The organism is Ralstonia sp. 24A2, from assembly GCF_051783885.1.
Classification (GTDB): Bacteria; Pseudomonadota; Gammaproteobacteria; order Burkholderiales; family Burkholderiaceae; genus Ralstonia.
In genome coordinates, this window is sequence record NZ_JBPVZD010000002.1 from 1,896,381 (window position 1) to 1,909,933 (window position 13,553).

The following is a 13,553-nucleotide window of genomic DNA, read 5'->3' on the forward strand; positions in this document are numbered from 1 at the left end:
AAGGAAGCCGGCCCCGGGCGACCCAGTTGCCTGGGTCTGGCTTCCTGCGCCAAGCGCAGAGACCCAACATGAATCTCCATCCATCGATCAAGCAACTGGCCCTGGCGAGCGCACTGCTCGCCAGCCTCGCCAGCGCCCCGGTGCTGGCCCAAGCGTCGCAACCCGCCACAGCAGGGCGAGTCGACACAAGCCTCAGCGTTGACCAGGCCGGGCAACAAGCCGGACGCGTCTTCGGCGCCGTGTACGCACCCGCCGGCCAGGTCGCAGCCGACCAGGTCCAGGTTATCTACTACCGCCAGCAGGTGAGCGGAGGCGTCGCGCGTCCGGCCGCCAACGTCTACATCGACGGCCACTACCAGACCAGCTTGCTGCCCAACGGCTACACCAGCTTCTGCGTCAAGCCTGGCGTACATACCCTGGGTGCCTACCAGAACGACGCGCCCGCCTACCGCGGCAAGACCCAGGACATCTACCGCGCAGACCTCAAAGCGGGCAACACCTACTTCCTCAAGGTGAGCGAAGGCGGTGCCAGTGGCGCCCCGGTTGCCGTCCCGCGCCAGCAGGCCGAGCAAGAGCTGCAGGGCGCCCACGCCCAGGTGCACGCACTCTCGCGTGCCGCCACCGTGGAAGCCTGCCGCGTCACCGCGCAGCCCGCAGCAGTGCAATACAAGGACTACACGCTCCAGGGTGACCTGCTGTTCGCCTTCGGCAAGTCCGGCTATCGCGACATCACCGCAGCAGGGCGGGATGCCATCGCTGGGCTCGTCGCGCAGATGCAACGAGAAGGCACCACCACCAAGCGCATCGTCGTGGTGGGGCACGCAGACCAGATCGGCTCGGCTGCCGCCGCCGAAGCGCTTGGCCTGCAGCGCGCCCAGACCGTACGTCGCGTGCTCATTGAGCGCGGGCTGCCGGGCGAGCGCGTCGAAGTGCAGAGCGCGGGCAACAGCGAACCGGTGGTCACCGACTGCAAGGGCAGTCGCCAGCAGCTGGTCGCCTGCTACGCGCCGAACCGGCGCGTGGTCGTGCGGGCAGACGTCACCAGCGCAGCGGCCAACTGAGAGAGAGCAGGGCAAGCGCAGCTGCCAGGACACCAGGCAGCAGCGCGTGTCCGCAAGAACAAACCAGGAACGGGAGACCTGAGTGATATGCGAGAGCAACCGGCGATTGCCGCCCGCAGTCATGGAAGTCCTGTGCGCCTTCATTGACTTGAAGGAGGATGGCCAGCGCGGCTTCAACTGTGCGCTGAATGACTACCTGCTGGCCTCGCCGGCGCAGCGGCGCAAGCTGGCGCAGCTGTGGCGCGAATGCACCCGCCAGGCTGCCGTGCAGGGCGTGACCGCTGAGCTGGAGTGACTAGTCGCAGAAGGTGAAAGCTGTACCCAGACGCCACACAGTTGTGTGCTCACCAAAAAAAAGGGCCGCCCCGAATTGCTTGGGGCGGCCCTTTTTTGTCCTCACAGAATCGCAGTGATTGCGGTCGTGGTGCGTTTCATGTCAGAGCGGGACGGATGTCCTCCCGCAACCATATCGGGGAGGAGGACATCCACCGTCCATATCAGTGATTGTCCAGGGTGGTCTGGACACCCGTTTGCACCAGCAATTCCGCGTTCAAACCGCTGTGGTAGTAGATGTTGTACTGCACGGCATCCACGGTGACGGTACCTGACTGCTGCGCCCAATCGCCAACGTCCCCGCCATCAGGCAGCAGATCTGACAACTGGACGACATCTCCCGCATTTCCTTTGACCATCATCTGCGTGCGGCCGTCGTTGACGAACAGGTTGGGGCTGCCTTGCTCCAGCACATCGCCCAAAGACAAGTTGAGGATGCGGTTTCCGTCGGATACGTCAGTAGAGTCCTCAACTACTGCCTGGCCAGACAAGGTGTGAGTGGTTTTGTCGTCTTCAGGCAGCCCCGGTGCATGGGTTTCGTCCGCAGCATCATTGCCGTCGGTTTCTGTTGTTGCGATGGACTGCGCATCACTGGTGGCGCTGACGTCGTCATGTGCGGCAGCGTTTGAGTCGACGCTGTGGGTTCCCGGGCCAACGTCAGGGCCCCTCATGGTGATGTCGGTGATGGCGAAGTCATTGCCCCAGAAATCGGATTCACCATTCACAAACTGGACCGTGATGGTCCCGGTTGTAGTGGCGGTGAAGGTGCCTTCGCTGGTAACGCGTGGAGCCCCCGAAACGGGGCGCACGCCTGTGATCACATCCACGCCGTCGACAACGAGACTCAGATCCGCCAACGAACGGCCGACACCGGACGGGTTCCACGAGGTGAACGAGAACGTGTAGGTTTCTCCTGCGATGACATCCACCGTGATTGAAAGCACGGGGCCACCCCAATTTGAGCCGCCTCCTGTTCGAGCATAGAAGTATCCGGGCTCTACGGTGGTCCACCCATCGTCTTTCGCATATTCACCATGCGCGGTCCATCCCTGCAGGGTGCCGTCATCAAAACCCCAGGTGGTCAAATCCGGTTCAATGGTCATCGCATACGCAGTCGAGGCATCGCTCGTTAGCCCGGAAGGACCCGTTGCAGTCGCATAGATTTGATGCGCCCCGGATGCCAAACCGGGGGCGCTCGGCGTGAACGTCCAGCTTCCATCTGACGCCACAATGGTCGAGCCCAGCAATCCGTTTTGATCGTAGAGATGGATCACGGAGCCGGCATTTCCCGTGCCTTTGATTTCGGGCGACGTGTCGTCCATGGCCCCGCCACTATCGACGTGTCCGGTGTGCAGACCTCTTCCATCCACCATCGACGTGATGACCGGGGCGTCGGGCATCACCGTGTCGACAATGACCGCGTACCCAGCGCTCGGGTCCGAGATGTTGCCTGCAGCATCGGTTGCTGTGGCGGTGAACTGGTGGGTGCTGTCCTCCAAATCGGCCGGTACGTTGAAGGTCCAGTTGCCACCGGCATCCGCAATCGCGGTACCCAGCGCATTCACGCCGTCATAGATGGTGACCACGCTGTTCTTCTCAGCTGTGCCTGAGAGGGTCGGTCGCACGTCGTTCGTGTAGCCGTTGTTTGGCACGTCGCCAGTTACCGGGGCCGTGTCGTCGATCACTGTCACGATTACCGGAGCGGTCGGCGGCACCGTATCTACGGTCATCTCATAACCCGCCGACACTGCGCTGGTATTGCCAGCCTGATCTACCTGGGTGGCGGTCAGCGTGTGATTGCCTTCAGCCAGCGGCGTGACGACGTCAAATGACCACGTGCCATCTGCCTGCACGATGGCCGTGCCGATGACTGTGCCGTTGTCGTGGATCGAGACCACAGCACCGGCTTCGCCCGTACCACTGATCACCGGGCGGTTGTCGTTGCTCAGGCCGCCGGAAGCAATGTTGCCGACCAACCCACCGGCCACGTCATCGAGCCAACCGGTAATGACAGGAGCGTCCACCGTCGTATCGACGGCCATCTCATAGCTGGCCGACACCGTGCTGGCATTGCCCGCTTGATCCACCTGGGTCGCGGTCAGTGTGTGGTTGCCCTCACTCAGCGGCGTGACGACATCAAATGACCACGTGCCATCTGCCCGCACGATGGCCGTGCCGATGATCGTGTTGTTGTCGTAGATCGACACCACCGCGCCGGCTTCGCCCGTACCACTGATCACCGGGCGGTTGTCGTTGCTCAGACCACCAGAGGCGATGTTGCCGACCAACCCACCGGCCACGTCATCGAGCCAACCGGTAATGACAGGGGCGTCCACCGTCGTATCCACGGTCATTTCATAACCTGCCGACACCGTGCTGGCATTGCCCGCCTTGTCTACTTGGGTCGCTGTCAGCGCGTGGTCGCCGTCACTCAGCGGCATGGTGACCTCAAACGACCACGTGCCATCTGCCTGCACGATGGCCGTGCCGATGATCGTGTTGTTGTCGTAGATCGTCACCACCGCACCAGCCTCGCCCGTGCCACTGATCACTGGTCGGTTGTCGTTGCTCAGGCCACCGGAGGCGATGTTGCCGATCAGACCACCCGTCACATCATCAAGCCAACCGGTAATGACAGGAGCGTCCGCCGTCGTATCGACGGTCATCTCATAGCTGGACGCCGCCGGGCTGGCGTTGCCTGCCTGATCCACCTGGGTCGCGGTCAGCGCGTGATTGCCGTCCGCCAACGGCGTGCCGACTTCAAACGACCACGAACCATCCGCCTGCACGATGGCCGTGCCGATGACCGTACCGTTGTCGTAGATCGACACCACCGCACCGGCTTCGCCCGTACCGCTGATCACTGGGCGGTTGTCGTTGCTCAGGCCGCCGGAAGCAATGTTGCCGACCAACCCACCGGCCACGTCATCGAGCCAACCGGTAATGACAGGGGCGTCCACCATCGTGTCGACGGTCATCTCATAGCTGGACGCCGCCGGGCTGGCGTTGCCTGCTTGATCTACCTGGGTCGCGGTCAGCGCGTGATTGCCGTCCGCCAACGGCGTGCCGACTTCAAACGACCACGAACCATCCGCCCGCACGATGGCCGTGCCGATGACCGTACCGTTGTCGTAGATCGACACCACCGCACCAGCCTCGCCCGTGCCACTGATCACCGGGCGGTTGTCGTTGCTCAGACCACCGGAAGCGATATTGCCAACCAGTCCACCGGCCACATCATCGAGCCAACCCGTAATGACGGGGGCGTCCACCATCGTGTCGACGGTCATCTCATAACCTGCCGACACCGTGCTGGCATTGCCCGCCTTGTCTACTTGGGTCGCTGTCAGCGTGTGGCTGCCTTCAGCCAGCGGCACGGTGACCTCAAGCGACCATGTGCCATCCGCTTGCACGATGGCAGACCCGATGACGGTGTTGTTGTCGTAGATCGTCACCACCGCACCAGCCTCGCCGGTGCCACTGATCACTGGTCGGTTGTCGTTGCTCAGGCCACCGGAGGCGATGTTGCCGATCAGACCACCCGTCACGTCATCAAGCCAACCGGCAATGACGGGGGCGTCCACCGTCGTGTCCACGATCACCGTGTACGCGTCAGACGGCGTGGACACATTGCCCGCTGCATCGGTGGCCGTTGCGGTGAACTGATGCGTACGGTCAGCTAGGTCCGACGGCACGGTGAAGGTCCACTGGCCGTTCTCATCGGTGATGGCTGTGCCCAGCGCCTCGGTACCGTTGTAAATCGTCACGATGCTGTTCTTCTCTGCCGTGCCTGAAAGCACCGGGCGCACGTCGTTCGTGTAGCCGTTGTTTGGCACGTCGCCGGTCACTGGGTCGGTGTTGTCCATCACGGTCTCGATGACGGGGGCGTCGGGCGGGATCGTATCCACCACCAGATCGAACGCCGCGGAGGGCTCGCTCCATTTACCGTTCGGACCTTGCTCGCGCACCGTCACGCTGTGGTGGCCATCGGCCAGCGGCGGATCAAACGTAAAGCGCCAGATGCCGTCCGCATCCACGACCGTCTGGCCGACGGTTTGGCCATCGACCGACACCTCGATCAGGTTGGCGGCGCGCGAGCCGTTGCCCATCGCGGCAGGCGCGTTGTCGTTGGTCAGATCTCCGCTGGCAATGCGCGCGGGGCTTGCCGCTGTTTGCACGTGCACTTCTTCGATCGTCGGCCGTGGCGGTGCCGGCTCATCCGAGTGGCCGCCTCGAATCAGCAGCGCGGCCAGCAATGCACTGGTGCCCAGCAGCAGTGGAACGAAGGCGTTGTTTGTCGACTCTGCCGCCGCAGCCACGTCCAGCTTGTCGGTGCCCAGCACCTGTGCCGAATCCGACCCATCGGGCAGCATGGCGGCCTCGTGGTCCGCTTCGCCATCGGCCGCGACGTATTCGTAGTACGAACCGTCCTCGCCCAGGCCGAGCAGTTGCCCCTCGCTGCCGTAAAAGTCTTCCACGATCAACGACGGCACATCCAGTTCGTCGCCTTCCAGGGCCAGATGCAGGTTCTTGCCCACGCGCTTGATCGTGATGTTTTCGGGCGCGTGTGCTGTTTGCGCATCCACCAGGACGAACTTGCCGCCTTTGGGGGCGCGCACTTTGACCGAACCTGATTTGCCGCCGTGCAGCTCAGCGGTTTCGGTGATGGTCTTGCCTTGAATGACGGCCAGTTTGATGGTGTTTGTTTCCACAGCGAATCCTGACTGAATGGGTGCCCGTTTGCTGATGCCACGGCCCGAGAGATGAGGGAGACCCTTTGCGGGCCTTTAGTACGTGAGGGATTCTCTCGGTGGAACCCATTTGAGGAAATGGGACAGAACTGGAGATGGATAGGACGGGTATGAAACTGCTCGGGGTGAGCATCCCAAAGTCCAACCTTGTGCGCGCTTGACGTGGAACCTGCTGATGCGGCGCTTACGGGCCGGGGTTTTGCCCTCATATGGCCTCAGTAGTCGACGGCTTTACCTGTAGGCAGTCTTGACTGCAATGCGATCAGAGATTCGTTCTGGTCCGATGTTGTTTCGTTCAAGTCATAGATACGGGACCCCGCTCGAAAAAGAAAATATCGCCGAACGGGGGAAATACACATTTCCACCGCTACGGAGCTGGCAGGACACACCCTTCACAAGCAGGACCATTCCCCGGCTCACCTACGACCTATCCAGTCTTGGCGCAGAGGAACACTCATGAAGAAAGATGTGGCCAGCACACCGCAGAACAGGCAGGACGATGCAGCGCACAATGCGGCATTCAACATGCCTTATGGCACCGGCAATCAATTGAACCAGGAGAATGGCTGGCCGCACTTGACCGAAGCAGCGCCATTCGACGGTGGCTTTGACACTTACGACAACACCTTGCCGACCGGTAGCACGCGCGCCTATGTGGCCGGGCACTGGGTGCCCCTGGCCACCCGGCCTCATGTCGCCGACGTCCACGCGCTGACGGTATATGGCAAGGACCGGCTGGCCGCAGAGCAGGGGGAGGTGACGGTAGCCAGCCCAAGCCCGGCTAGTACTTCCAGCGTGCTGAAGGCGGCTGATGTGTCGCAAGCAGAGTTGCCTCCACATATCTCCGTCTCCCAGGTTCAGGACACAGCGCTACCACCCGCTGAGGCGGGCGTTCGAGAGAGCAACAATCGACCAATCGAAGCGCAGCGGCTCAATGCAACGCGTGCCTGGAGTTTGGAGCAACGCAGCGCGCTGGACGAAATCCTGCCGGCAGCGACAACCGACAGGAGGGGGGCGCCAGCGCTACCTGCAACGGCGGACTCGCGAGGTGTCGGACCGCATTCGATGGAGTACCCCGCCTCGGTATCGGAAGGCACCATCCAATTGGAACATGCCATCCCACACCTGACCGGGCGCGCACCAAGCGGTGCCATCGTGCAGATCCTTGACGGCAGCGAATCGATTGGCAGCACAGTCGCTGATGCTGATGGCAACTGGGCGTACCCGCTTGACGCGCCTCTCTCGGCCGGTACACACGAGTTGATGCTGCGGATCAACGGCGGCCAGCCCACAGCCCCCATGCGACTTGTTGTCGAACCCGAAGCCGTCGCCGACAGTCTCCACCCCCGTGCTGAAGATCACGGCATCGCCCAGACCGGCCTGCACGTCAGTCATGATGAATTGCACGGCCAGCAAGCCGATGCGCAACGGCAGGTTGAACCTGTGACTCCCACCGTCAGCCTGCTCGTCGATCTGACACAACAGGATCTCGCGATGGATTTCAGCGGCCTCGCCATGCGGCTGACTCAAGCCGAGGGCACAGGGCCTGCCGCAGAAGGTCCCTCAACGGAGCGCGGTTTGGACGCATTGCGCCTGGACGGGTTGCTGGCCGACAGCTGGGCGCCAGTTCTTGACGGCGGCGGGCAAGCCGAAAGCGATGTCTTGCTGCCACTCGATGAGGTGGCTGTCCATGAGGCACTGTCTCAGTCCGCAGCATTGTCTGAGGTGGATTCGTACGGTGATCTGCACATCTATAGCGACGTAGTGCTGCTGGAGGCTGAGCAGCCTCCGCATCACACAGGCTAAACACTGTCGCGTCAGTACGCTCATCCGCTGGGCAGGCCGCCACCGTGCGAGACGAAATTAGTACAAGTATGTGCCGGTTTGGTGCGTGTCCCATCGGCAATTCAAGCGGGCACGACCACAATCGCCCAGGACAACGATTCTTGAAGGACAGTCATGTTCGACCTCGTATCTGAATTTCTGATGGCCACGCAATGGAGCGCGGTGCTTCAGATCATCCTCATCGACATCCTATTGGGCGGTGACAACGCCGTCATCATTGCGCTGGCCTGCCGAAACCTGCCTGTGCATCAGCGCAGTCGTGCCATCTGGTGGGGCACGGGTGGTGCCATTCTTCTGCGCGTGGCGTTTGTCTCGGTGGCGGTACTGCTGCTCGACGTGCCGTTGCTCAAGCTGGCCGGCGGGCTGATGCTGCTCTGGATCGGCATCAAGCTGATCACGGACAACGATGAGGGTGACCCGAATATCCCGTCTTCCGGCAAGCTATTGGCAGCCATCAAGACGATTGTGGTTGCCGACGCCGTGATGAGCCTGGACAACGTCATTGGTGTGGCCGCCGCCGCTGAAGCCGCCAGCGGTGCGCAGCGCTACGCACTGATCGTGTTTGGCCTGCTGGTCAGTATCCCGATCATCGTCTGGGGCAGCCATCTGGTGCTGAAGATTTTCGATCGCTTCCCGAGCGTGGTCACGCTGGGTGCTGCGTTGCTGGGCTGGATTGCCGCTGGATTGATTCTCGGCGACGCATTTGTCGCTCGCTGGGTTCCTTCGCAGCCGTGGCTTCCCTATGTGGCGGGTGCGATGGGTGCGCTGCTGGTGGTGGGCATTGGGTATCGACTCAATGCGCGGGGCAATGCAGAGATGCCTGCTGCAGACTGACAGCCATCAAGGCCATCGACAAAAACGGGACCCAATCGGGTCCCGTTTGCATATGGGCTCGCGCGTGGCGTCAGGCACGTGCACCCGCACGGTAGGGCGAATCGACGTCGGATATGGCCGGGCCAGAAGTGATGCGCTGGAACGTTGTGGTGTGATCGTCGAGGATGGTGATGAGCAAATCGCCGCGCAAGAACGCCTGCGGTGCAATGCCGCCGAAGAGTGTGTCGATGAGAAACGCCGACATCGCGATGTCTACCGCGGATTGCGCAATCTCGTCTTGCCCGTTGCCAGCTTCGATGGCCAATGCGCATTGCGCGCCAAGCTCGGATAGAAAATCGAGCGCCCAGTTGACGCCATGCTTGCGATAGCGGAGGGTATGTGCTCGCGCAGCTTGATGCAGCGCGCTTGAGGAGGTGGCTAACTGGTATCGGAAAACGATGTTTCCAGCTTCGTCCAGAAAGCGAATGGTGAGGCGCATCGTGGTTCCTGTTTACCAGGCTTGGATGGCCTCAGATTGTAACTGCGCAGTTACAAATTTCTTGCGTTGAGGCTGAAATCGAGAATATTCCGATTCTTCGTTCAGTCTCGCCGCGCTTGACCCGCTGAGGGCGAGCCTGTTTGCGCGGCCATCTGGAGATGGCCGCTACCCGTGTCGGGTAATCAGCCTTGGCCGACGCTCTCCGGCACACCCGCGGTCACGTTGAAGCCGCAGTCGACGTAGGTGATCTCACCGGTCACACCGCTTGCCAGGTCCGACAGCAGGAACGCAGCCACGTTGCCGACTTCTTCGATGGTGACGTTACGGCGCAGCGGGGCCACGTCTTCCATGTACTTGAGCAGCTTGCCGAAATCCTTGATGCCCGAGGCGGCCAGCGTCTTGATCGGGCCGGCCGAGATGCCGTTGGCGCGGATGCCCTTCGGGCCCAGCGCGCCGGCCAGGTAACGCACGCCGGCTTCCAGCGAGGCCTTGGCCAGGCCCATCGTGTTGTAGTTCGGGACGATGCGCTCGGCGCCCAGGTAGGTCAGGGCGAGCAGCGAGGCATTGGGCGAGAGCATCGGCAGGGCAGCCTTGGCCAGCGCCGGGAAGCTGTACGCCGAGATGTCGTGCGCGATGCGGAACGACTCACGCGACAGACCATCCATGAAGTTGCCGGCAATTGCTTCGCGCGGTGCAAAGCCGATCGAGTGCACCAGGCCGTCGAAGTGGCCCCAGTGCTGGCCCAGGTCTTCGAACACCTTGGCGATCTGCTCATCGCTGCCGACGTCGCAGTCGAACACCAGCTTGCTGTCGAACTCGTTGGCGAATTCAGTAATGCGGTCCTTGAAGCGTTCGCCGACGTAGGTGAAGGCCAACTCGGCGCCTTCGCGCTTGCAGGCGTTGGCGATGCCGTAGGCGATCGAGCGGTTGGACAGAAGGCCGGTAATCAGAATGCGCTTGCCAGCGAGGAATCCCATGGTTTCTCCGTACAAATGTGGGGCAACGTCGCGCCGGTATGTCACTGCGGTCACTCAGCAGCGGTATCCCGGGCGCGAGGCAATTAGGGTCGGCGCGATCATACCGGAAAGCGCTGGGCGCCTCCGCATTTGGGCGCTGTCGTATGTGCTGTATTCGTTGCCATATCAACCTTGTCAATGCGGGACGATCCCCGGGCCGGAATTGACGGGAAAGCCCTGAGAGGGCGTTAGAATCGTCTGAAACAGGCTTTCATACAGTGATCGTCGGATCAACGCGTAGGGACAACGGGGGCAATGGACGTACTTGCAGCGGTACAGAAGCCGTACTGGCGGCCATATAGACCACTCCTCGCGGCGCTGGCTTGCCTGGCGGCGACCCTCTGTGCCGCGCCGGCCTGGGCGGCACATGGCTACGCGGAATACGGCGATCTCAAATATCCCGCCGGTTTCTCGAACTTCGGCTACCTGAATCCGAAGGCGCCCATTGGCGGCATGCTGCTGCTCGGCAACCCCGACCGGCGCACGAGCTTCGACAAGTTCAATCCGTTCACCATCAAGGGGACGTCTGCGCCGGGGCTCAACCAGCTCGTGTTCGAGACCCTGCTCATCACGAGCTGGGATGAGACCGCCAGCGGCTACGGCCTGCTGGCTGACGACGTGACGGTCGCACCCGATGAACTCTCGGTCACGTTCCATATCAACCCGCGCGCGCGTTTCTCCAACGGCGATCTGGTACGTGCGTCCGATGTGAAGTACTCCTACGACATGCTGATGGGCAAGGGCGCCAGCCCCGCCTATCGCAGCATGACTGCAGATGTGTCGAAGGTCACGGTGGTGGATGCCGCCACCATCCGCTACGACTTCAAGCGCCGCAACAAGGAGCTGCCGTTGATCGTTGGCGGGCTGCCGGTGTTCTCGCCCAAGTGGGGCAAGGGCAGCGGCAAGCCGGACGATCCGGATGGGGGCAAGGATGTCGTTTTCGACAAGCTCACGTTTCAGCCCCCGATTGCTAGCGGCCCCTACGTCATCGAGCGTTTTGACCCGTCGCGTGGCATCACCTTCCGTCGTAATCCGGACTACTGGGGTCGTGATCTGAACGTGCGCCGTGGCTCGTTCAACTTTGAGCGCATCCAGTACAAGCTTTACAAGGACCAGACCGCGCGCCTGGAGGCGTTCAAGGCCGGCGAGTACGACGCCATGGTCGAGTACCTCGCCAAGAACTGGGCCAAGAGTTATGTAGGCGTGAAGTTCCGCAGCGGCGAACTCGTCAAGAGCGAATTCCCGCATCGCAACGGTGCGGGCATGCAGGGTTTCCTGATGAACCTGCGCCGGCCGCTGTTCCATGACGTGCGGGTGCGCAAGGCGCTCACGTTGGCGCTGGATTTCGAATGGCTCAATCGCCAACTGTTCTATGGCGCGTATCGCCGGCTCGACAGCTATTTCACCAACAGCGAGTTGGCCGCCTCCGATTCGCTCACCGGCGAGCCAAGCAAGGGCGAGCTGGCGCTGCTGGAGCCGTTGCGCAGCAAGCTCGATCCGGACGTGTTCGGCGTCCTGCCGGCACCGCCATCGACGGACCCGCCCAGTTCATTGCGGGACAACCTGCGCCAGGCGCGACGCCTGCTGGCCCAGGCCGGCTGGATGTACTCTGACGGCGCGCTGCGTAACGCCCGTGGCGAGCCGTTCGTCTTCGAGATGCTCGATGATGGCGGGGCAATGAGCCGTGTCATGGCGGCATATGTGCGCAATCTGGAGAAGCTCGGCATTCAGGTCAACCAGCGTATGACCGATTTCACGCTGTACCAGAAGCGGCTGGAAGAATTCGACTTCGACATGATCTCGCTGCGCTTTCCCGATTCGCAGAGCCCTGGCAACGAGCTGAAGGATCGCTTTGGCACTGCGGCAGCCGACGAGCAGGGCTCCGACAACGTGATCGGCCTGAAGTCGGCCGCCGTGGATGCGCTGATCGACGACGTGCTGCGCGCCAACAGCCGCGACGAGCTGGTGATCGCCTCGCGCGCGCTCGACCGCGTGCTGATGCATGGCTACTACGTGATTCCGCACTGGTACTCGGCCGTGCATCGCGTCGCTTACAACAAGAACCTGATGTATCCGGACCGCCTGCCGTACTACTACTCGGCCGAGGCCTGGGTGCTGACGGCCTGGTGGCGCAAGCCTGAATCTGCCCAATGAGCCGCCCAATGACCGCATCGGTGACATCATGTTTGCCTACCTGATCAAACGGCTGCTGCTCCTGATTCCGACGCTCATTGGCGTGGTCACGCTCACCTTTGTGGTGGTCCAGTTCGTGCCCGGTGGGCCGGTCGAGCAGATGATGCTGGAGATGAAAGGGCGCACCGGTGTGGGTGAGGCCAGTGGCGGGGGCGCGTTCGACTACCGCGGCCGCCGCGGTGTCGACCCGGAGAAGATCAAGGAGATCCGCGCGCTATATGGCTTCGACAAGGGGCCGGTCGAGCGCTACTTCCTGATGCTGGGCCGCTTTGCGCGCTTTGATCTTGGCGAGAGCTACTTCCAGCACCGCAGTGTGTGGGAGCTCATCAAGTCCAAACTGCCGGTGTCGATTTCGATCGGGCTGTGGACGTTTTTCCTTACGTATCTGATAGCGGTGCCGCTCGGCATCGCCAAGGCGGTGCGGGCGGGCAGTCGATTTGATCTGGTGACGAGCATCATCGTGCTGGTCGGGTACGCCATTCCGGGCTTCGTGCTGGGCGTGCTGTTGCTGGTGCTGTTTGGCGGCGGCACGTTTTTCCAGTGGTTTCCGATTCGCGGCATCACGTCTGATAACTGGGATCAGCTCAGCCTGCTCGGTAAGGTGACGGACTATCTCTGGCATATCGCATTGCCCGTGACGGCATCCGTGGTAGGCAGCTTTGCCGTCATCACCATGCTGACGAAGAACGCGTTTCTGGAGGAGATTCGCAAGCAGTACGTGCTGACCGCGCGTAGCAAGGGTCTGTCGGAGCGGCGCGTGCTGTGGAAGCACATCTTCCGCAACGCACTGCTGCCGCTGGTGACCGGATTTCCGGCGGCTTTTATCGGTGCGTTCTTCACGGGCTCGCTGCTGATCGAGCAACTGTTCTCGCTCGACGGCATGGGCTTGCTGTCGTACGAGGCGGTGATGCGCCGTGACTACCCCGTCGTGCTCGGTACGCTGTACCTGTTCACGCTGATCGGGCTGGCGACGCGATTGATCTCTGACGTGTGCTACGTGCTGGTCGATCCACGCATCCACTTTGGCTCGGTCGGGCGATAG

General features: G+C 62.0%; 9 protein-coding genes. 6 read left to right on the forward strand and 3 right to left on the reverse strand.

Annotated elements, in window-relative coordinates; translation table 11 throughout:
- The first annotated feature begins 68 nt into the window (after positions 1-68).
- Together ACS13N_RS13780 and ACS13N_RS13785 are read left to right on the forward strand one after the other, a co-directional pair.
- Positions 69-1,061: an OmpA family protein gene (locus tag ACS13N_RS13780; protein WP_438932155.1), complete on the forward strand. Its 993-nt coding sequence runs from the start codon at positions 69-71 to the stop codon at positions 1,059-1,061.
- A gap of 121 nt (positions 1,062-1,182) precedes the next feature.
- The gene (locus tag ACS13N_RS13785; RefSeq protein WP_438932158.1) at positions 1,183-1,356 is read left to right on the forward strand and encodes a hypothetical protein; all 174 of its coding nucleotides are present in this window, start codon (positions 1,183-1,185) and stop codon (positions 1,354-1,356) included.
- A 202-nt stretch (positions 1,357-1,558) separates the two neighbouring features.
- Here ACS13N_RS13785 and ACS13N_RS13790 read toward each other — a convergent pair whose 3' ends face one another.
- Entirely contained in the window at positions 1,559-6,106 is a 4,548-nt protein-coding gene (locus ACS13N_RS13790; RefSeq protein WP_438932159.1) for an Ig-like domain-containing protein, read from the reverse strand.
- A gap of 495 nt (positions 6,107-6,601) precedes the next feature.
- Here ACS13N_RS13790 and ACS13N_RS13795 point away from each other — a divergent pair, with 495 nt between their 5' ends.
- Together ACS13N_RS13795 and ACS13N_RS13800 are read left to right on the forward strand one after the other, a co-directional pair.
- Positions 6,602-7,951, forward strand: a complete 1,350-nt coding sequence (locus ACS13N_RS13795; RefSeq protein ID WP_438932160.1) for a hypothetical protein — start codon at positions 6,602-6,604, stop codon at positions 7,949-7,951.
- Positions 7,952-8,104: 153 nt separating this feature from the next.
- On the forward strand, positions 8,105-8,824 hold the full coding sequence (locus ACS13N_RS13800) for a YjbE family putative metal transport protein (RefSeq protein ID WP_438932161.1): 720 nt from the start codon (positions 8,105-8,107) through the stop codon (positions 8,822-8,824).
- Positions 8,825-8,894: 70 nt separating this feature from the next.
- On the opposite strand, the gene ACS13N_RS13805 is transcribed toward ACS13N_RS13800, so the two are convergent.
- Both ACS13N_RS13805 and fabI read right to left on the reverse strand, forming a co-directional pair.
- Positions 8,895-9,302, reverse strand: coding sequence for a hypothetical protein (locus tag ACS13N_RS13805; RefSeq protein WP_438932162.1), 408 nt, complete (start codon positions 9,300-9,302; stop codon positions 8,895-8,897).
- 182 nt (positions 9,303-9,484) lie between these two features.
- Complete coding sequence (gene fabI, locus ACS13N_RS13810; RefSeq protein ID WP_438932163.1) at positions 9,485-10,279, reverse strand: enoyl-ACP reductase FabI; 795 nt, start codon at positions 10,277-10,279, stop codon at positions 9,485-9,487.
- A gap of 294 nt (positions 10,280-10,573) precedes the next feature.
- Between fabI and ACS13N_RS13815 the strand changes: the two genes are divergently transcribed.
- Together ACS13N_RS13815 and ACS13N_RS13820 are read left to right on the forward strand one after the other, a co-directional pair.
- Entirely contained in the window at positions 10,574-12,472 is a 1,899-nt protein-coding gene (locus ACS13N_RS13815) for an extracellular solute-binding protein (protein ID WP_438932164.1), read from the forward strand.
- A gap of 28 nt (positions 12,473-12,500) precedes the next feature.
- Positions 12,501-13,553, forward strand: coding sequence for a microcin C ABC transporter permease YejB (locus tag ACS13N_RS13820; RefSeq protein ID WP_438932165.1), 1,053 nt, complete (start codon positions 12,501-12,503; stop codon positions 13,551-13,553).

Excerpts from the sequence above, each read along its gene's own strand:
- ACS13N_RS13780 (WP_438932155.1), top strand. The coding sequence starts at position 69 with ATGAATCTCCATCCATCGATCAAGCAACTGGCCCTGGCGAGCGCACTG.
- ACS13N_RS13785 (WP_438932158.1), top strand. The coding sequence starts at position 1,183 with ATGGAAGTCCTGTGCGCCTTCATTGACTTGAAGGAGGATGGCCAGCGC.
- ACS13N_RS13795 (WP_438932160.1), top strand. The coding sequence starts at position 6,602 with ATGAAGAAAGATGTGGCCAGCACACCGCAGAACAGGCAGGACGATGCA.
- ACS13N_RS13800 (WP_438932161.1), top strand. The coding sequence starts at position 8,105 with ATGTTCGACCTCGTATCTGAATTTCTGATGGCCACGCAATGGAGCGCG.
- ACS13N_RS13805 (WP_438932162.1), bottom strand. The coding sequence starts at position 9,302 with ATGCGCCTCACCATTCGCTTTCTGGACGAAGCTGGAAACATCGTTTTC.
- fabI (WP_438932163.1), bottom strand. The coding sequence starts at position 10,279 with ATGGGATTCCTCGCTGGCAAGCGCATTCTGATTACCGGCCTTCTGTCC.
- ACS13N_RS13815 (WP_438932164.1), top strand. The coding sequence starts at position 10,574 with ATGGACGTACTTGCAGCGGTACAGAAGCCGTACTGGCGGCCATATAGA.
- ACS13N_RS13820 (WP_438932165.1), top strand. The coding sequence starts at position 12,501 with ATGTTTGCCTACCTGATCAAACGGCTGCTGCTCCTGATTCCGACGCTC.